We start from the raw sequence: 17086 nt of genomic DNA on the forward strand, positions 1-17086 counted from the left end.
GGGAGCACCGCTCATGGATATGATTTCTGACGGCATCTACAACCTGATCATCTTCGTGCTGGCCATTTACGTGGGCTACCACGTGGTGTGGAACGTCACCCCGGCCCTGCACACCCCGCTGATGGCGGTAACCAACGCGATTTCCGCGATCGTTATCGTCGGCGCCATGCTGGCGGCTGCGCTGACCGTGACCCCGCTGGGCAAGGCCATGGGCACCCTGGCCGTGGCACTGGCTGCGGTTAACGTGTTCGGTGGTTTTCTGGTAACCCGGCGCATGCTGGAAATGTTCAAGAAGAAAGCGCCTAAGGCGCAGGTGGAGAAGCACTGATGAGCATGAATCTGATCACTGTTCTCTACCTCGTCGCCTCGATCTGCTTTATCCAGGCGCTCAAGGGCCTGTCGCACCCGACTACGTCGCGTCGCGGCAACCTGTTCGGCATGATCGGTATGGGCATTGCGGTGCTCACCACCGTCGGCCTGATCTACAAGCTGGGCGCTGAACTCGCTACCCAAGGTATCGGTTACGTGATCGTCGGCCTGCTGGTCGGTGGCACCGCCGGCTCGATCATGGCCAAGCGCGTTGAAATGACCAAGATGCCGGAACTGGTCGCCTTCATGCACAGCATGATCGGTCTGGCTGCCGTGTTCATTGCCATTGCTGCTGTAGTTGAGCCGCAATCGCTGGGCATCGTGGCTGCACTGGGCGACGCCATTCCGGTGGCCAACCGTGTTGAGCTGTTCCTCGGCTCGGCTATTGGTGCCATCACCTTCTCCGGTTCGGTTATCGCCTTCGGCAAGCTGTCGGGCAAGTACAAGTTCCGCCTGTTCCAGGGCGCACCTGTACAGTTCAAAGGTCAGCACATGCTGAACCTGGTATTTGGTCTGGCCATCGTTGGCCTGGGCATCTACTACAGCATCACTGGCGACGTGCGTGCCTTTGCCGCGCTGACCGTGCTGGCGTTCATCATCGGCGTGCTGATCATCATCCCGATCGGTGGTGCGGACATGCCTGTGGTGGTGTCGATGCTCAACAGCTACTCGGGCTGGGCGGCGGCCGGTATCGGCTTCTCGCTGAACAACTCGATGCTGATCATCGCCGGTTCGCTGGTGGGTTCGAGCGGTGCGATCCTTTCTTACATCATGTGCAAGGCGATGAACCGTTCGTTCTTCAACGTGATCCTCGGTGGTTTCGGTGGCGCGGCTGAAGAAGCGGGTCCTGCCGGTGCCAAGGAAGCTCGTCCGGTTAAGTCCGGCTCGAGCGACGATGCGGCCTTCCTGCTGACCAACGCCGACACCGTGATCATCGTTCCAGGCTACGGCCTGGCGGTAGCCCGTGCTCAGCACGCGCTGATGGAGCTGGCGGAAAAGCTGACCCACCGTGGCGTGACCGTGAAGTACGCGATCCACCCGGTTGCCGGTCGTATGCCTGGCCACATGAACGTACTGCTGGCTGAGGCTGAAGTGCCTTACGAGCAGGTGTTCGAGATGGAAGACATCAACTCCGAGTTCGGCCAGGCCGACGTGGTGCTGGTGCTCGGCGCCAACGACGTAGTCAACCCGGCGGCGAAGAACGATCCGAAGTCGCCGATCGCCGGCATGCCGATCCTCGAGGCTTATAAAGCCAAGACCGTGATCGTCAACAAGCGCTCGATGGCCAGCGGTTACGCCGGCCTGGACAACGAACTGTTCTACCTGGACAAGACCATGATGGTCTTCGGCGACGCCAAGAAAGTCATCGAAGACATGGTTAAAGCGGTCGACTAAACCTCGCCGCTGCGTTGTAGAAAAAGCCCGGCTCGCTAGCCGGGCTTTTTTCTGTCTGTTCGATCAGGAAAGTGTTTTTGCTAGAGGAAAATCTGAAAAACAGGTCAGCTGTCACATAAGTGCAATTTGAAACTGTACCTATATGGTTTCACTGAAACTAAGTGCTAACCGCAGGTCTTTCATCTGCTTTTGTACCGTTTTTAGGCTAAAGCACTTATAGCCAGTACAGTTGAGTGTAAAACAGGCAAAACAGTTACAAAGCAAACTATCTATTTGTGCTGCAATTTCATCCAGCTGTGGCTACAGCGAAGTGGGGGCAACGGCAATAATTCTCCCATCGCAACACACCACTGACCCGCCACAAGCGGAAGGATGACCACCATGGAACGTACCCTCAGTTCCGACCTGTTTTTCGATCACAGCCAATCCACCGGCTCCACCGCTCTGCCGCTGCGCATGCTGGCTTCTGTTCTGCAATGGCAGCGCCGCGTTGTTAGCCGCCGCCAGCTGGCTCGTCTGGACTCCCGTCTGCTCGCAGACGCCGGTATCAGCGAAGCACAGCGTCACGCTGAACTGAGCAAGCCCTTCTGGCGTTAACTGCTGCCAGACACCGATTTCTGCTCCTCCCTTAATGGGATTTTTGAAAGCTCCAGCGCCCTGCGTGCTGGGGCTTTCTTTTTATGTGCCGAGAAAAGTGCTCAGGCAGTTGCCTGGCTGCAACAGTCTGCAGTGTTGTTAAGCGGTACAGTTCATGTAAAAAGCTTACTGCGCCATAACAATTTTCAGGTGCTGTCTCTGACCCTGCTCTCTGCTTGCGCGCACCATAGGTTGCCCTCTTTCGTCTCTGACAAGGAATTGCGCCATGGAACGCACGCTCAAGCATCAGCCCTCGCAAAACACTCAGGTGGATCACCCGCTCTGGTTACGCGCCTATGCCGCGCTCTGTGGCTGGCAGCGTAATAGGCGTACTCGCCGGCAACTGGCGCGCCTCGATAGCCGTCAGCTTGCCGACGCAGGCATCACCGAGGCGCAGCGTCAGGCCGAGTTGGCCAAGCCGTTCTGGCGCTGAGCAGCCGGGCAACCAACCCGTACAAGCGGGGTCTACACTGAACCCAGCCTGTCTGTTGGGCCATTTTCAGGAGTGTGGATATGAATGTAATAAAGACTTTGAGCCTTGCTGCATTACTGGCGCTGGCAGGTACGGCAAGCGCCACCAGTTTTGTGGTCACCACCGATGCGGTGGTCGGGGCCGTCGGGGCAACGTCGGAAGCGAGCTCCGATGTGTCCTCGTCCTTTACCGATGACAAGATTGTGCTGGCCGCGCGCGATGACGCCGCCGCGTTTGTCGCCAGTCAGGGCGACATCCGTGGGGTGCGCCTGGAGGCCGCTCTGCAGCATATCCGTCAGCAGGTGCCGACCCTACAGGGCGACGATATGCAGTTGGCGACGGCCATCCTCAGCCTTTGAGCGCACACCGCCGGCGCTTAGCCAGAAGCGCTGGCGGAACTGTGTGGCACACTGCCCCGTCTAAGCCAGTCCAACCGACGTAATGGCCGATTATCGGAGATGCATATGCGCCCTATCTTGTTCAGTACCCTGGTCGCGATTGTTCTGCTCAGTGCCACCGCACAGGCGCAAACCCTGGTGGCGACCAGCAATATCATCGTGCGCGCGTTGGATCGTTCATTCGATTTCACTTCGGATACCACCACCTCCATACGTGATTCGAAAGTCGTGCTCGCAGCGCGCGACGATGCGGCCAGCTTCGTCGCCAGCCAAGGGCAAATCCGTGGTGCGCAGCTGGAGGCCGCCATCGGCGCCATCCGCAGCCAAGTGCCTGAGGCGCAAGGCGCTTCCGACCTGGTACTGGCCGAAGCCATCCTGGCACTGTGAGTTGGCCGCGTATCTGGCTGCTCGGGCTGGCGTTACTGGCCAGCACCTGCAGCCAGGCCGAGTTACGCCTGCAGCTCGCGGATGCCAAGCTCAGCCCTGTTGAACGCCAGGCGAGCCAGCAACTGCTGCAAGATGCCTTGGCCGCTTTGCCGCCACGCCTCAAACAACAACTCGATCGCCATGTCAGCGTGCGTTGGCGCAATCTGCCTACACAGGTGTATGGCCGCGCCGGACGTTTCAGCGGTATCGAACTGAATGCCGCGTTGCTGCCAGGGTTAAGCGACGGCAGTAGCGCGACCACCCTGACCAATCGACCCCATGGCAGCGTGCGCCAAGAGTTGTTGGCGACCGTGCTGCATGAAATCACTCATCTATATGACCGTGCCCAGCTTTGGCCGCAGGCGGACCGGCAGTTGCAACGCCAGTGTCGGCAGCGCGAGCAAAGCCTGGGCGCCGTTGGCCTGCCGGATCACTGCCGCGGGCAGACGGCGCGGCGCTTTACCCTGAGTGATGATCCGTTGCTGCTAGACCTGGCCGGCTGGCCACAGCAGGTCGGCCGGCGTGGTGCGCGCGAGCCGGACAATCATCAGGTCGCGCGCAGCCCGGACAGCTACGAGCTGAGCAACCCGCGCGAGTTTCTCGCGGTCAACATGGAGTACTTCCTTCTCGACCCCAGCTACGCCTGTCGTCGCCCCTCGCTGGCGCGCTACCTGAGCGCGCATTTCGCCTGGACGCCGGCCAATCAGCAGTCCTGCGCCGAAGGCCTGGCGTACCTGAATGCCGGGCGCAATTTTGCCCGCCAGCCACTGGGCAGCATCGACCCGCAGCGCGTCTATCAGGTGGATTACCTGCTGGCCGAAGCCAACGATGCGCTGGCCAGCCGTTGGGGCCACAGCATGCTGCGCCTGGTGATTTGTGCGCCTGGTCGGCCGCGTGGGCCGGATTGTCGACTGGATCTGCAGGAGCATCTGGTGCTGTCCTACCGCGCCTTTGTCGGCGACGTGCAGCTATCGAGTTGGGATGGTCTGACCGGTGTGTATCCGTCGCGGCTGTTCGTTCTGCCGCTGGAGCAGGTGATCGAGGAGTACACCAAGGTCGAGCTGCGCAGCCTGGCCTCGGTACCGCTCAAACTGGACCGTATGCAGCTGGAACAACTGGTGACCCGCGCTGCCGAGCAGCACTGGAGTTACGACGGCGACTACTGGTTTATCTCCAACAACTGCGCCGTGGAAACCCTCAAGCTGCTGCGCAGCGGCAGCCAGCACCCGCGTCTGCACGCGCTCGACAGCATCATGCCCAATGGCCTGCTCGACACCCTGGTGGCGCGCGATTTGGCCGACCGCAATGTGCTGAACGACTCCGCCGAAGCTCTGCGCCTGGGTTATCGCTTCGACTCGTTTCGTGACCGTTACCAGGCCATGTTCAGCGTGCTGCAGGCGCAGCTGCCGATTGAGCAAACGCAGGTTGAGGACTGGCTGACTCAGCCAGCGGAGCAGCGCCAACCCTGGTTTGACCGCGCCGATCTGCGCACCAGCGCGGCGCTGTTGCTGCTCGAACAGGCGGCACTGCGTCGGCAACTGTTATTGGCTCAGGATGAACTCAAGCGCCGCTACCTCAGCGGCCGTGATGGCGTTGATCCCACGCTGAACAAGGCCGGCGGCGCGCTGCAGCAGATCCTCGCCAGCAGCGGTTTCCTCAGTCGCCCGGCCGAGTTGCTCGAAGGTGGCTACGGCCTGCCACAGCGCGCCGAATGGCAGCGCCTGGAAACCGAAAGCCAGGCGCGCCAGCAGCAACTGCGCCAGCTCAGCGACAACCTCGACCAGGAAGTGCGCACCCTGTTGGAGCCGGCGCGCCTGGCCGAATTACAGGCCACTGAAGCCAACTTGACGCAACTGGGCAAGCATCTGCGTACGCTGCACAAAGCCGGCGGTGGCCTGCAGTTGCCCTAGTCCATGAGTTCCTGATCTTCCTCGGGCAGCTGCGGGTCGAGGTGCAGCCACGGCAGACGGCTTTGCACCCAGATATGCCGATCCGCCGGGGCCTGCTCCGGCTCGTCCAGCGTCGCCACGGTCACATCCAGGGTCTCCGGGCTGAGCTGGGTGAACAACGCCAGATGCGCGCCGCATTGCCCGCAGAAATAACGCGTGCAACTGGCTGACGAGGCGTACTCACGCGGTGTGCCGGCTAGCCAGCCAAAGCTCGCCAGCGGCACGCTGATCCAGGTGGTGACGATGCCCCCTGTACTGCGTCGGCAGATCGAGCAATGGCAGTGGGCAATGTCCTGCAGTGGCGCCGCGAACTGATAGCGCAATGCGCCGCACTGGCAGCCACCTTGATGAATAGCAGGCATGGCGTGTCCTCATCGCAAAGGGCAGGTAAGCCAGCCTAATCCCGACATCATCCTTGCGTCACCCCTGTTGGCTGCTCAAGATGGCGGCTTAGCTGTGGCTGGAGGTTGCCGTGCTGGAGTTGTTGTTGGCCTTGTGGCCGCTGTTTGCCTTGATCGTCGCCGGGTATTACCTGCGCCGCTGGGCGTTCCCCAATGAGGCGTTCTGGCCGGGTGCTGAGCGGCTGAACTATTTCATGTTGTTCCCGGCGCTGCTGTTCAGCAGCCTGGCGACGGCGCCGCTGGATAATCCGGCGTTGCCGCGCCTGGGGTTGGCCGTGCTGCTGGCGCTGGGCATCGCCTGGCTGGCGCTGTTACTGGTGCGGCGTTTGCGTGGCTGGCCGGCGGGGCGCTTTGGGGCATTTAGCCAGGGCATTCTGCGCTTCAACACTTACCTCGGCCTGGCAGCGGTGGGCAGCCTGTTTGGCCAGGAAGGCCTGACCCTGGCGGCCATCATGCTCGCCCTGATGGTGCCAACGGTGAATGTGCTCTCCGTCTGGTCGCTGACCGCCGAACGTGGCGTCAGTGCGCGCAGTCTGTTGCTGCCGATTCTGAAGAATCCGCTGATCCTCGCCTGCCTCGGCGGTGCGCTGGTCAACCTCAGTGGCCTTGGTCTGCCGGGCGGCAGTGATCGGCTGCTCAGTCTGTTGGCTGCCGCCAGCCTGCCGCTGGGCCTGCTTTGCGTGGGTGCTGCACTGAAACCTGAACAGTTGGGTGGTGAGATTCCGGCCCTGGGGTGGAACAGCCTGCTGCGTCTGCTGGGCATGCCGATGCTGGCTTGGGCGGTGGCCTATGGTCTGCACCTGCCGGCGATGGAGAGCACCGTGCTGGTGCTGTTCTTTGCCCTGCCAACTGCGCCAACGGCCTATGTCTTGACCCGCCAACTGGGCGGCGACAGCCAGCTGATGGCCGGCATCATCACTCTGCAGACGTTGCTGGCAGCGGCCAGTTTGCCGCTATTGTTGCTGCTGGTGGCTGGCTGACTCATATCCCAGGAAAGGTCGGGCGGACGGTCGGTGCTTGGTGATGTGTACAAATTACTGTATTTATATACAGTAATTTGTGGAGCCAGCCCATGTCCGTTTCTTTGCCGCCGCGCGGTCGCGGTACCGCCAGTAATCCGCATAACCGCTTTGCCCCGCAGCGCATTATCGCCACTGACGATGGCTGGTTGCAGGAGGTGCTGCCCAGCCGGGCGACCGAGGTGCGCTGCGAGACCGCAAAAAGCATCATCACCCGCAACCAGTCGCCGGATCTGCCCTTCGACCGCTCGCTCAATCCCTACCGTGGTTGTGAACATGGCTGCATTTATTGCTATGCCAGGCCCAGCCACGCCTACTGGGATCTGTCGCCGGGGCTGGATTTCGAAACCAAGCTGATCGCCAAGACCAATGCCGTGGCCCTGCTCGAACAGCAGCTGAGCAAGCCTGGCTATGTCTGCGCGCCGATCAACCTGGGTTCCAACACCGATCCCTATCAACCTATCGAGCGTCAGCACCTGCTGACCCGCAACAGCCTCAAGGTGCTGCTCGACTATCGCCATCCGGTGACCATCGTTACCAAGGGGGCGCTGATCCTGCGTGACCTCGATCTGCTCACTGAGCTGGCGCAGCAGCGGCTGGTAGCGGTGATGATCAGCCTGACCACCCTGGATGACGAACTCAAACGCATCATGGAGCCGCGCGCCGCTGCTCCGGCAGCTCGGCTGCGGGCGATCCGCGTGTTGCGTGACAACCGTATTCCGGTCGGTGTGCTGTGCTCGCCGATGATCCCGATGATCAACGATATGGAGCTGGAGCACTTGCTGGCAGCGGCCAAGGACGCTGGTGCGCAGAGCGCCAATTACATGTTGCTGCGCCTGCCGCGTGAAGTGGCGCCATTATTCGAGGAGTGGTTGCAGGCGCACTACCCGCAGCGCGCTGAGCATGTTCTTAGCCTTATCCGGCAGAGCCGTGGCGGTGCGCTGTACGACAGCCGCTTCGGTCAGCGTTTTCGTGGTGAAGGGGCGTTTGCCGAATTACTTGCGCAACGCTTTGCCCTGGCCAGCAAGCGCCTGGGCCTGACTCGACGCGAGGCGTTCAGCCTGGATTGCACGCGCTTCTGTCCGCCGGGTGGTCAGCTGGCGCTGCTCTAACGGGCAGGCACGGTTAGAGGTTGCCGTCAGGATTTGAGGCAGTAACACTTGGCATGTGACTTGCCAGCCTGCTTGGCTGTCGCTTTAGCAGGTTTTTTCAGGTTCAGAGGTCGCAAATATGCCATACAAGCATCAGTTGATCCCGCTGCAAGGGCGCACAGGCAGTGAGAGTGCCGAGGAGGCCCTGCAGACCATCGTCGATGGTTTCAAGCGCTTTCGCAGCGAAATCTTTCCGCAGCAGGAAGAGCTGTTCAAAAAGCTTGCCACTGCACAGAACCCGCGCGCGATGTTTATCACCTGCGCCGACTCGCGGGTGGTGCCGGAGTTGATCACGCAAAGCTCGCCGGGCGACCTGTTCGTCAACCGCAACGTTGGTAACGTGGTGCCGGCTTACGGCCAGATGATGGGGGGGGTGTCCACCGCCATCGAGTACGCGGTGCTGGCACTGGGCGTGCAGCACATCATCGTCTGCGGTCACTCTGACTGCGGTGCGATGAAGGCCGTGCTGGCCCCCGAGACTCTGGAGAGCATGCCGACGGTGAAGGCCTGGCTGCGCCACAGCGAAGTGGCACTCAAGGTCGTTGAGGCGAACTGCGGCTGTGAAGGCCATGACAGGCTGGGCATCCTCACCGAGGAGAACGTGGTGGCCCAGCTCAATCACCTGTGCACCCACCCGTCGGTGGCGGCACGGGTGGCCAGCGGCCAGCTGTTTATCCACGGCTGGGTGTATGACATCGAAACCAGCGAGATCAAGGCGTACGACGCGGAGAAGGGCGAGTTCCGCCTGATCGGCGAGGGCCCGCTGCCGATGGCCACCCCCCGCGCGCGCTACCTGCCGAGCAGCTAGCAGGCTGTTGAAAAACTACCTGCGTTGGCAATACTTCGTTAAAAACGGCCTCGGAATGCTCATTTACAGCCAGTAAACTCCGCATCCTCGGCCGTTTTTGCCTTGCCTTGTCTTGCCTGCCTCGCCTACATTTTTCAACGGCCTGCAAGTCAGCAACCGCGCGAGGGGTTAAGGCCTGCTAACCCGCCGCGCGGGTTTCATCCAGCTGCAGCTCAACCCCGAGCTGCCGCGACAGGCACGGCCAGCGCTGCCAGGCCGCGTCGGTCTGTGGATTGTGCAGGCGCTCACGGTAGGCCTGCACCGAGTCCTGGGCAAAGCTGGCATCGTCGAGCATACCGTCGACGGCATGATGCACAGCCTCATCTAGCTGGTTGGCGAAGGCTTCGCCGATCAGCTGGTGGGCAATCAGGTTGGCCACCGTGGTATCCAGCGGAATCAATGGTGCGCCCAGATGGGCGATATAGCGATCATTCACTTCCTCGACCAAGCGATGGGCCAGATAGGCCTCATCCAGCAACCCCTCCAGCCCTTCATGACCGGCCATCAGCGCAGGCGGCTGTAGGAAAAACTGCTCGGCAACCTTGAGTACCGGCTTGATCTGCGCCTCGATCCCCGCTTCCTGCGACACCTGATGAGCGGCCTGCAACAGTTCCGGCACCTGCTCGATATAGGCGCTGACAAAACGCTGCAGCACGCCTTGAGTGTCTTCGTTGGGTAGGCGGATGGAGGGGTGCAACTGGCCCAGGTGGGCTTGCATCTGATTGGCCAGCTGACCCGTGCTGGCTTCGTGTTGGTGCGCACGCTGAATCAGTGCGTGCAAAGCGGCGATGTTCATGACTGCTCCTGAAATGAGGACATGGGCGAGAACCTTAGCTGGCTGAGCGTCTCGGCTAAGACCCGATTGTCATAATTATTAAACAGTTATGCGAGTCGGCTATATGCCGCACTCACCACACCTGCCTATCCCGCGCCAGCCGCGGTCTCTAGCGCGTGCCTTGCAGTCTGTTGCTCATTTCGGCTTTCGAATTGCCAGGTGCAAGTCCGTGTCTATACTCGAATTCGAAAGGCAGTACCTGATAACTCCGAATCGACTGCGGCATGGACAGTCTTCGCAGGCATTTTCACCGTGAAATGTGCGAAGGCTTAGCCACTGAGCGATTCGGCGGGATAACAAGAACAATTAAGGGGAACCCGCAATGATGCGACATCCACGAGTCTGGATGGGCCTCCTGTTGTGGTTGGTATTCAGCTCGGCGCACGCCAGCTGGGGCGTCAATATGACGCCGGGTGCCACCGAGGTCAGCCGCTCAGTATTTGACTTGCACATGACCATCTTCTGGATCTGCGTCGTGATCGGCGTGATCGTGTTCGGCGCGATGTTCTGGTCGATGCTCGTTCACCGTCGCTCGACGGGCCAGGAGCCGGCACACTTCCACGAAAGCACCACGGTCGAGATTCTCTGGACGGTCGTGCCGTTGGTGATTCTGGTGCTGATGGCGATACCGGCGACCAAGACCCTGATCGAGATCTATGACTCCAGCGAATCCGAGCTGGATATTCAGGTCACGGGTTATCAATGGAAATGGCATTACAAATACCTGGGTGAAGACGTCGAGTTCTTCAGCAACCTCACCACGCCCAAGGATCAGATCAACAACAAGGCGACCAAAGGCGAGCACTACCTGCTCGAGGTGGACGAGCCGCTGGTGGTGCCGGTCGGTACCAAAGTGCGCTTTCTGATCACTGCCGCCGACGTGATTCACTCCTGGTGGGTGCCGGCACTTGCGGTGAAGAAGGACGCCATCCCTGGTTTTATCAACGAATCCTGGACGCGTATCGACGAGCCCGGCATCTACCGTGGCCAGTGCACCGAGTTGTGCGGCAAGGATCACGGTTTTATGCCTGTGGTGGTAGAAGCCAAGTCGAAAGAGGACTACGCCGCCTGGCTGGCCGAGCGCAAGGTTGCAGCGGCTGCCGAACGTGAGCTGACCACTAAAGAGTGGACCATGGACGAGCTGATGGCGCGTGGCGAGAAGTCCTACCAGACCAACTGCGCATCCTGCCACCAGCCAACCGGTGAAGGCCTGCCGCCGATGTTCCCGGCACTCAAAGGCTCGGCGATTGCCAAGGGTGAGGCCAAAGGGCATATCGATATCGTGGTCAACGGCAAGTCGGGTACTTCGATGGCCGCTTTTGGCAAGCAACTCTCGGAAGTCGATATCGCCGCGATCATTACCTACGAACGCAATGCCTGGGGCAATGCGGTAGGCGACATGGTCACGCCGAAAGACATCCTCGCGTTCAAACAGGCTCAGGAGTAAGGACATGAGTGCAGTGATCGATCCGGGCCACGCTGGCCACGGTCATGCCGGACATGACCATCACCATGGCCCGGCCAAAGGCCTGATGCGCTGGGTGTTGACCACCAACCACAAAGACATCGGCACCATGTACCTGTGGTTCAGCTTCGCCATGTTCCTGCTGGGTGGCAGCATGGCCATGGTGATTCGTGCCGAGCTGTTCCAGCCGGGCCTGCAGATTGTGCAGCCGGAATTCTTCAACCAAATGACCACCATGCACGGTCTGATCATGGTGTTTGGCGCGGTAATGCCGGCCTTCGTCGGCCTGGCCAACTGGATGATTCCGCTGATGGTCGGCGCGCCGGATATGGCTCTGCCGCGGATGAACAACTTCAGTTTCTGGCTGCTGCCTGCTGCGTTTGGCATGTTGATCAGTACGCTGTTTATGGAGGGTGGCGGACCGAACTTCGGTTGGACCTTCTATGCGCCGCTGTCGACTACCTACGCGCCGGAGTCGGTCACCTTCTTTATCTTCGCCGTGCACCTGATGGGCATCAGTTCGATCATGGGCGCGATCAACGTTGTCGCCACCATCCTCAACCTGCGCGCGCCCGGCATGACCCTGATGAAGATGCCGCTGTTCGTCTGGACCTGGCTGATCACCGCCTTCCTGCTGATCGCGGTCATGCCGGTACTGGCCGGTTGCGTAACCATGATGCTGATGGACATCCACTTCGGCACCAGCTTCTTCAGTGCCGCCGGTGGTGGTGATCCGGTGTTGTTCCAGCACGTGTTCTGGTTCTTCGGGCATCCCGAGGTGTACATCATGATCCTGCCGGCATTCGGCGCGGTCAGTGCAATCATCCCGGCGTTCGCCCGTAAGCCGCTTTTCGGTTACACCTCGATGGTCTATGCGACGGCGAGCATCGCTTTTCTGTCGTTTATCGTCTGGGCGCACCATATGTTTACCGTCGGCATTCCGCTGACCGGTGAGCTGTTCTTTATGTACGCGACCATGCTGATCGCCGTGCCGACTGGGGTGAAGGTGTTCAACTGGGCCAGCACCATGTGGCGCGGCTCGATGACCTTCGAAACGCCGATGCTGTTCTCCGTGGCCTTCGTCATCCTGTTCACTATTGGTGGCTTTTCCGGGCTGATGCTGGCCATCGCCCCGGCGGACTTCCAATACCACGACACCTACTTCGTGGTGGCGCATTTCCACTATGTGCTGGTGCCTGGTGCGATCTTCGGCATCTTCGCCTCGGCCTACTACTGGTTGCCGAAGTGGACCGGGCACATGTATGACGAAACCCTCGGCAAGCTGCATTTCTGGATGAGCTTTATCGGTATGAACCTGGCGTTCTTCCCGATGCACTTTGTCGGCCTGGCCGGCATGCCGCGGCGTATCCCGGACTACAACATGATGTTCGCCAACTTCAACATGGTGTCGAGCATCGGTGCCTTTATGTTCGGTGCCACTCAGTTGCTGTTCCTGTTTATCGTCATCAAGTGCATCCGTGGCGGCAAACCCGCTGCGGCCAAGCCTTGGGACGGTGCCGAGGGGTTGGAATGGACGGTGCCGTCGCCGGCGCCTTATCACACCTTCTCCACACCACCTGAAGTGAAATAGGGAGCCGACCGATGAGTGAAGCCCTGTCGACTCGCCGCCTGGTTATCCGCCTGTCACTGGTGGTGGTCGGCATGTTCGGCTTCGGCTTCGCTCTGGTGCCGATCTATGACGTGATGTGCCAGGCCTTTGGCATCAACGGTAAAACCGCCGGTGCCTATGAGGCTGGGTTGCAAAGCACCGATGAGTCGCGCCAGGTACGGGTGCAGTTTCTCGCCACCAATGCCGCTGAGATGGTCTGGGAGTTCGGTCCTCAGGCCGACGAGGTTCTGGTGCATCCGGGCGAAAGCACGCAGATGATGTTTGTCGCCTACAACCCCACCGACAAGCCGATGACCGCTCAGGCGATTCCCAGCGTGGCACCGTCCAAAGCCGCTGCCTACTTTCATAAGACTGAGTGTTTTTGCTTTACCCAGCAGGTACTGCAACCCGGTGAGCGTATCGAAATGCCGGTGCGCTTTATCGTTGATAGAGACTTACCGGCAGATGTTCGCCACCTGACCCTGGCTTACACCTTGTTTGATATCACCGTGCGCAAACCGCCGGTGGCACAAGCGACTCCATAAGGAGAACAATAAATGTCGAGTCACGAAAGTCACGAAAGCTATTACGTCCCGGCCCAGAGCAAGTGGCCGATCATCGCCACTCTGGGCATGCTGTTCTCGGTGTACGGCGTAGGCACCTGGTTTAACGATATGAAGGCCGATCGCGCCGATTCCAACGGCCCGCTGATCTTCTTTATCGGCGGCCTGTTTCTCGCCTATATGTTGTTCGGCTGGTTTGGCAATGTGATCAAGGAAAGCCGCTCCGGCATGTACAGCCCACAGATGGATCGCTCATTCCGCTGGGGCATGAGCTGGTTTATTTTCTCCGAGGTGATGTTCTTTGCGGCGTTCTTCGGCGTGCTGTTCTATGTGCGTACCTGGGCCGGCCCCTGGCTTGGTGGGGAAGGCGACAAGGGCATCGCCAACATGCTTTGGCCGGGCTTCGAGTACAGCTGGCCGATGCTCAACACGCCTGATCCGAAGCTCTACCCGGCACCGAGTGGCACCATCAGCGCCTGGGGCCTGCCGCTGATCAACACCATTCTGCTGGTCACTTCCAGCTTCACCCTGACCTTTGCCCACCACGCGTTACGCAAGAACCATCGCAAACCGCTGACCCTCTGGTTGGCGCTGACAGTGATTCTCGGCATCGCCTTTCTGGTGCTGCAGGTCGAGGAGTACATCCACGCCTACACCGAACTGGGCCTGACCCTGGGCTCGGGCATCTATGGCGCGACCTTCTTTATGCTCACCGGCTTTCACGGCGCCCACGTGACCTTGGGTGCACTGATGCTGAGCATTATGTTGATTCGGGTGATCCGCGGCCATTTTAGCCCTGAGCAGCACTTCGGCTTCGAGGCGGCAGCCTGGTACTGGCACTTTGTCGACGTGGTGTGGATTGGTTTGTTTGTCTTCGTTTATGTGCTGTGACGAGCCTTACCAGGTGACATGCGAGACCAGTTGGCCACTGTAGAAACCCCAGGCAATAAGGGCGACGGTCAAGGCAGTGAGGCTCACGCGTACTGTCAGCGCGTTGACCACACGGGAGGTTCTACCTTCGTCCTTGACCAGAAAGAACAGGCCACTGAATAGGCTGACCAGAGTAGCCAGTAGTAACAGGACGATCGCGGCTTTGAGCATGCGTGACTCCCAAGCGGAACTTCGGGGGAAGGGAAATGCGCTTCAGCTGCAGTATAGCCAGCTTGTTCAGGGCTTTAGGAAGGTTGCCATGAGCGCCTTCCGTCCTGGCTGGCTGCCCAGCGTACTGGTGCTGCTGCTATTTCCCTGCCTGGTCGCTCTAGGCTTCTGGCAGCTGGCGCGGGCCGAAGAAAAGCGCGAGCTGTTGGCCGCACATCAGGCTCAGCAACTGGCCGCACCGATCAGCATCGATGAGCTGGAGCGCCAGCCCAATCCGGCTTACCAGCGCGTACAGTTGCAGGGTTTCTTCGACGCGCGGCATACCTTGCTGCTAGATAACCGCACCCGCGACGGCAAGGTTGGCGTGGAAGTGCTGCAACCCTTCTATGACCAAACCAGCGGCCTGTGGCTGTTGCTCAATCGCGGCTGGCTGCCCTGGCCGGATCGGCGCATCAGCCCAGCCTTCGCCACCCCGGATACACCGCTGCGTCTGCAGGCCACGGTGTATGTGCCGCTGGGCGAAGCGTTTCAGCTGCAGGATGCGCAACCGACTGCAGGCTGGCCGCAGGTGATCAGTGAGGTCAAGCCGGACGAACTCTGGCAGCAACTGGGGCGTGGTGGCCTGAGCTATGAGGTGCGCCTCGAGCCTGGCCCCGCCTCATTTCAAAGCGATTGGCCGGTTATCGCCATGAGCCCCGACAAACATCTCGCTTATGCCGTGCAATGGTTCGCCCTGGCCGCGGTCTTGCTTTGCCTGTTTATCTATTTAGGTCTATCTAACGCGCGGGAGACTCGCCATGAACCCAGCCATCGCCCTGCCTGAAGTGTCGCCCAGCCAGCGTCGCCGTGGGCGGCTGCAGCTGATCCTGATTCTGGCCGTGGTTATTGGCCCGATGATCCTCGCCAGTGCCATGTATCAGTGGCGTTTCTGGGTGCCGGAAACCCGCAGCTACCACGGCGAACTGATTGGCACCGGACAGACCCGCGCCGACCTCGGCGTAGTCGGTGCCGATGAGCAGCGCTGGCAACTGCTGGTGACCGTGCCGGACGCCTGCGATGCCGCCTGCAAGGAACTGGTGTTCCTCGCGCGTCAGGTGCATATCGGCCTCAACCGGGATGTCGCCCGTGCCGCCCATGGTTTGGCCAGTGCCCAGCCCATCGTCGGCGACTATGACGCCCAGCTGCGGCGTGAATATCCACAGCTGGCGCGTTATCAGCTGCAACTGGATGCCTACGGCAAGACCGCCGGCTCCGCTTCCGGCGCGCAGCTGTGGATCGTCGATCCGCACGGCAATCTGGTGCTGCGTTATGACGCCACCAGCAAGGGCAAGGCGATTCTCAATGACCTGCGGCACCTGCTGAAAATCTCGCAAATTGGTTAATGCTGCCCACGGCTAAGGACTGATGATGAGCAAGCCTGGTTACCGTTTTGCCCTGTTCGCCACGCTGCTGGCGGTCGTGGTGGTGCTGCTCGGTGCCTATACCCGCTTGACCCACGCCGGCCTCGGTTGCCCGGACTGGCCAGGTTGCTACGGCTTTATCGGTGTGCCGATGAGCGAGCACAAACAGACCCTGGCCGAGGCGCGTTTTCCGGAAGCGCCGGTCGAAGTCGCCAAGGGCTGGTACGAGATGATCCACCGCTATTTTGCCGGCGCCCTGGGCTTGGTGATTCTCGGCCTATCGGTACAGGCGCTGCGCCGCCGTGGCGGGGCGGGTCAGCCACTCAAACTGCCGCTGTTTTTGCTGGGCCTGGTGACATTGCAGGCAGCCTTCGGCATGTGGACGGTGACCCTGAAACTCTGGCCGCAAGTCGTTACCGCACATCTGCTCGGCGGTTTCGCCACCCTCAGTCTGTTATTTCTTTTAACCCTGCGCCTATCCGGCAAGGTGGCCGCCTTGGCCAATCTACCCGCACGACTGCGTAGCCTGGCCGCGCTCGGCCTGCTGCTGGTGATCGGGCAGATCGCCCTTGGCGGTTGGGTCAGCAGCAACTATGCCGCCGTTGCCTGTGTTGACCTGCCCACCTGTCATGGCGAATGGTGGCCGGCGATGGACTTCGCCAATGGCTTTCACCTGACTCAGCATATTGGCCCCAACTACCTCGGCGGCCAGCTCGACAGCGACGCACGCACCGCCATTCATATGACCCACCGCATCGGCGCGCTGCTAGTGGCTCTGGTGCTGCTGCTTCTGGCCTGGCAACTGCAACGCAATGGTCTGGCGCGCCTGGCCGGGCTGCTGGTGCTGGCGCTGGCGGTGCAGATCAGCCTGGGCATCAGCAACGTGGTGTTTCACCTGCCGTTGCTGGTGGCGGTGGCGCATAACCTTGGCGGCGCGGCGCTGCTGCTGACCCTGGTATTGATCAATTACCGGTTGCGCAGCCCTGCACGGCTGGCATCCCCCGCTACAGATACGCCCGTCGGCTTCACTGCGCTGCCCGGCAAATAACCAGA

General features: G+C 60.6%; 20 protein-coding genes. 17 read left to right on the forward strand and 3 right to left on the reverse strand.

What is annotated here, in order from left to right; all coding sequences use genetic code 11:
* The first annotated feature begins 13 nt into the window (after positions 1 to 13).
* The 7 genes from RHP75_RS00415 (at position 14) to RHP75_RS00445 (ending at position 5606) form a co-directional block, all read left to right on the forward strand.
* Entirely contained in the window at positions 14 to 328 is a 315-nt protein-coding gene (locus RHP75_RS00415) for an NAD(P) transhydrogenase subunit alpha (protein WP_257776317.1), read from the forward strand.
* Entirely contained in the window at positions 328 to 1764 is a 1437-nt protein-coding gene (locus RHP75_RS00420; RefSeq protein WP_311089981.1) for an NAD(P)(+) transhydrogenase (Re/Si-specific) subunit beta, read from the forward strand. Before RHP75_RS00415 ends, RHP75_RS00420 begins: the two co-directional genes overlap by 1 nt.
* A 381-nt stretch (positions 1765 to 2145) precedes the next feature.
* Positions 2146 to 2361 carry a DUF1127 domain-containing protein gene (locus RHP75_RS00425; protein ID WP_311089982.1) on the forward strand — a complete coding sequence of 72 codons (216 nt, stop codon included), beginning with the start codon at positions 2146 to 2148 and terminating at the stop codon, positions 2359 to 2361.
* Positions 2362 to 2626: 265 nt separating this feature from the next.
* Positions 2627 to 2833, forward strand: a complete 207-nt coding sequence (locus RHP75_RS00430; protein ID WP_311089983.1) for a DUF1127 domain-containing protein — start codon at positions 2627 to 2629, stop codon at positions 2831 to 2833.
* Positions 2834 to 2913: 80 nt separating this feature from the next.
* Positions 2914 to 3231, forward strand: a complete 318-nt coding sequence (locus tag RHP75_RS00435; protein ID WP_160014014.1) for a DUF2388 domain-containing protein — start codon at positions 2914 to 2916, stop codon at positions 3229 to 3231.
* Between the two features lie 105 nt (positions 3232 to 3336).
* Complete coding sequence (locus RHP75_RS00440) at positions 3337 to 3657, forward strand: DUF2388 domain-containing protein (RefSeq protein WP_311089984.1); 321 nt, start codon at positions 3337 to 3339, stop codon at positions 3655 to 3657.
* The gene (locus RHP75_RS00445; RefSeq protein ID WP_311089985.1) at positions 3654 to 5606 is read left to right on the forward strand and encodes a DUF4105 domain-containing protein; all 1953 of its coding nucleotides are present in this window, start codon (positions 3654 to 3656) and stop codon (positions 5604 to 5606) included. Before RHP75_RS00440 ends, RHP75_RS00445 begins: the two co-directional genes overlap by 4 nt.
* Here the strand turns inward: RHP75_RS00445 and RHP75_RS00450 are convergent.
* Positions 5603 to 6007: a GFA family protein gene (locus RHP75_RS00450; protein ID WP_311089986.1), complete on the reverse strand. Its 405-nt coding sequence runs from the start codon at positions 6005 to 6007 to the stop codon at positions 5603 to 5605. The two genes, RHP75_RS00445 and RHP75_RS00450, sit on opposite strands and share 4 nt — an antisense overlap.
* 92 nt (positions 6008 to 6099) lie before the next feature.
* On the opposite strand from RHP75_RS00450, the gene RHP75_RS00455 reads away from it, so the two are divergent.
* The 3 genes from RHP75_RS00455 to RHP75_RS00465 all read left to right on the forward strand — a co-directional run bounded on the left by RHP75_RS00455 (position 6100) and on the right by RHP75_RS00465 (position 9024).
* Positions 6100 to 7026 carry an AEC family transporter gene (locus RHP75_RS00455; RefSeq protein WP_311092009.1) on the forward strand — a complete coding sequence of 309 codons (927 nt, stop codon included), beginning with the start codon at positions 6100 to 6102 and terminating at the stop codon, positions 7024 to 7026.
* 92 nt (positions 7027 to 7118) lie between these two features.
* Positions 7119 to 8177: a PA0069 family radical SAM protein gene (locus tag RHP75_RS00460; protein ID WP_311089987.1), complete on the forward strand. Its 1059-nt coding sequence runs from the start codon at positions 7119 to 7121 to the stop codon at positions 8175 to 8177.
* Positions 8178 to 8295: 118 nt separating this feature from the next.
* Positions 8296 to 9024 carry a carbonic anhydrase gene (locus RHP75_RS00465; RefSeq protein ID WP_311089988.1) on the forward strand — a complete coding sequence of 243 codons (729 nt, stop codon included), beginning with the start codon at positions 8296 to 8298 and terminating at the stop codon, positions 9022 to 9024.
* 178 nt (positions 9025 to 9202) lie between these two features.
* Here the strand turns inward: RHP75_RS00465 and RHP75_RS00470 are convergent, their stop codons facing one another.
* Positions 9203 to 9859, reverse strand: a complete 657-nt coding sequence (locus RHP75_RS00470) for a hypothetical protein (RefSeq protein ID WP_311089989.1) — start codon at positions 9857 to 9859, stop codon at positions 9203 to 9205.
* Between the two features lie 361 nt (positions 9860 to 10220).
* Between RHP75_RS00470 and coxB the strand changes: the two genes are divergently transcribed.
* The 4 genes from coxB to RHP75_RS00490 are packed head-to-tail and all read left to right on the forward strand — an operon-like array spanning position 10221 to position 14426.
* Positions 10221 to 11345, forward strand: a complete 1125-nt coding sequence (gene coxB / locus RHP75_RS00475; protein WP_311089990.1) for a cytochrome c oxidase subunit II — start codon at positions 10221 to 10223, stop codon at positions 11343 to 11345.
* A gap of 4 nt (positions 11346 to 11349) precedes the next feature.
* The gene (gene ctaD / locus RHP75_RS00480) at positions 11350 to 12954 is read left to right on the forward strand and encodes a cytochrome c oxidase subunit I (RefSeq protein ID WP_311089991.1); all 1605 of its coding nucleotides are present in this window, start codon (positions 11350 to 11352) and stop codon (positions 12952 to 12954) included.
* Between the two features lie 11 nt (positions 12955 to 12965).
* Positions 12966 to 13517, forward strand: coding sequence for a cytochrome c oxidase assembly protein (locus RHP75_RS00485; protein WP_311089992.1), 552 nt, complete (start codon positions 12966 to 12968; stop codon positions 13515 to 13517).
* A gap of 12 nt (positions 13518 to 13529) precedes the next feature.
* On the forward strand, positions 13530 to 14426 hold the full coding sequence (locus RHP75_RS00490; protein ID WP_311089993.1) for a cytochrome c oxidase subunit 3: 897 nt from the start codon (positions 13530 to 13532) through the stop codon (positions 14424 to 14426).
* A 6-nt stretch (positions 14427 to 14432) separates the two neighbouring features.
* Here RHP75_RS00490 and RHP75_RS00495 read toward each other — a convergent pair whose 3' ends face one another.
* Complete coding sequence (locus RHP75_RS00495; RefSeq protein ID WP_090254385.1) at positions 14433 to 14636, reverse strand: twin transmembrane helix small protein; 204 nt, start codon at positions 14634 to 14636, stop codon at positions 14433 to 14435.
* A gap of 88 nt (positions 14637 to 14724) precedes the next feature.
* On the opposite strand from RHP75_RS00495, the gene RHP75_RS00500 reads away from it, so the two are divergent.
* From RHP75_RS00500 to RHP75_RS00510, 3 genes are read left to right on the forward strand one after another with little or no spacing between them, the layout of a single operon-like run.
* Positions 14725 to 15456 (forward strand): SURF1 family protein, encoded by a 732-nt coding sequence (locus RHP75_RS00500; protein ID WP_311089994.1) that lies wholly within the window; start codon positions 14725 to 14727, stop codon positions 15454 to 15456.
* Entirely contained in the window at positions 15431 to 16015 is a 585-nt protein-coding gene (locus RHP75_RS00505) for a hypothetical protein (protein WP_311089995.1), read from the forward strand. Before RHP75_RS00500 ends, RHP75_RS00505 begins: the two co-directional genes overlap by 26 nt.
* A gap of 25 nt (positions 16016 to 16040) precedes the next feature.
* Positions 16041 to 17081, forward strand: a complete 1041-nt coding sequence (locus RHP75_RS00510; RefSeq protein ID WP_311089996.1) for a COX15/CtaA family protein — start codon at positions 16041 to 16043, stop codon at positions 17079 to 17081.
* Positions 17082 to 17086 lie beyond the last annotated feature (5 nt).

It is taken from the genome of Pseudomonas sp. SG20056 (assembly GCF_031764535.1).
Classification (GTDB): Bacteria; Pseudomonadota; Gammaproteobacteria; order Pseudomonadales; family Pseudomonadaceae; genus Aquipseudomonas.

Excerpts from the sequence above, each read along its gene's own strand:
- ctaD (WP_311089991.1), top strand. The coding sequence starts at position 11,350 with ATGAGTGCAGTGATCGATCCGGGCCACGCTGGCCACGGTCATGCCGGA.
- RHP75_RS00510 (WP_311089996.1), top strand. The coding sequence starts at position 16,041 with ATGAGCAAGCCTGGTTACCGTTTTGCCCTGTTCGCCACGCTGCTGGCG.
- RHP75_RS00425 (WP_311089982.1), top strand. The coding sequence starts at position 2,146 with ATGGAACGTACCCTCAGTTCCGACCTGTTTTTCGATCACAGCCAATCC.
- RHP75_RS00415 (WP_257776317.1), top strand. The coding sequence starts at position 14 with ATGGATATGATTTCTGACGGCATCTACAACCTGATCATCTTCGTGCTG.
- RHP75_RS00490 (WP_311089993.1), top strand. The coding sequence starts at position 13,530 with ATGTCGAGTCACGAAAGTCACGAAAGCTATTACGTCCCGGCCCAGAGC.
- RHP75_RS00500 (WP_311089994.1), top strand. The coding sequence starts at position 14,725 with ATGAGCGCCTTCCGTCCTGGCTGGCTGCCCAGCGTACTGGTGCTGCTG.
- RHP75_RS00435 (WP_160014014.1), top strand. The coding sequence starts at position 2,914 with ATGAATGTAATAAAGACTTTGAGCCTTGCTGCATTACTGGCGCTGGCA.
- RHP75_RS00470 (WP_311089989.1), bottom strand. The coding sequence starts at position 9,859 with ATGAACATCGCCGCTTTGCACGCACTGATTCAGCGTGCGCACCAACAC.
- RHP75_RS00450 (WP_311089986.1), bottom strand. The coding sequence starts at position 6,007 with ATGCCTGCTATTCATCAAGGTGGCTGCCAGTGCGGCGCATTGCGCTAT.
- RHP75_RS00430 (WP_311089983.1), top strand. The coding sequence starts at position 2,627 with ATGGAACGCACGCTCAAGCATCAGCCCTCGCAAAACACTCAGGTGGAT.
- RHP75_RS00440 (WP_311089984.1), top strand. The coding sequence starts at position 3,337 with ATGCGCCCTATCTTGTTCAGTACCCTGGTCGCGATTGTTCTGCTCAGT.
- coxB (WP_311089990.1), top strand. The coding sequence starts at position 10,221 with ATGATGCGACATCCACGAGTCTGGATGGGCCTCCTGTTGTGGTTGGTA.
- RHP75_RS00460 (WP_311089987.1), top strand. The coding sequence starts at position 7,119 with ATGTCCGTTTCTTTGCCGCCGCGCGGTCGCGGTACCGCCAGTAATCCG.
- RHP75_RS00495 (WP_090254385.1), bottom strand. The coding sequence starts at position 14,636 with ATGCTCAAAGCCGCGATCGTCCTGTTACTACTGGCTACTCTGGTCAGC.
- RHP75_RS00465 (WP_311089988.1), top strand. The coding sequence starts at position 8,296 with ATGCCATACAAGCATCAGTTGATCCCGCTGCAAGGGCGCACAGGCAGT.
- RHP75_RS00420 (WP_311089981.1), top strand. The coding sequence starts at position 328 with ATGAGCATGAATCTGATCACTGTTCTCTACCTCGTCGCCTCGATCTGC.
- RHP75_RS00505 (WP_311089995.1), top strand. The coding sequence starts at position 15,431 with ATGAACCCAGCCATCGCCCTGCCTGAAGTGTCGCCCAGCCAGCGTCGC.
- RHP75_RS00485 (WP_311089992.1), top strand. The coding sequence starts at position 12,966 with ATGAGTGAAGCCCTGTCGACTCGCCGCCTGGTTATCCGCCTGTCACTG.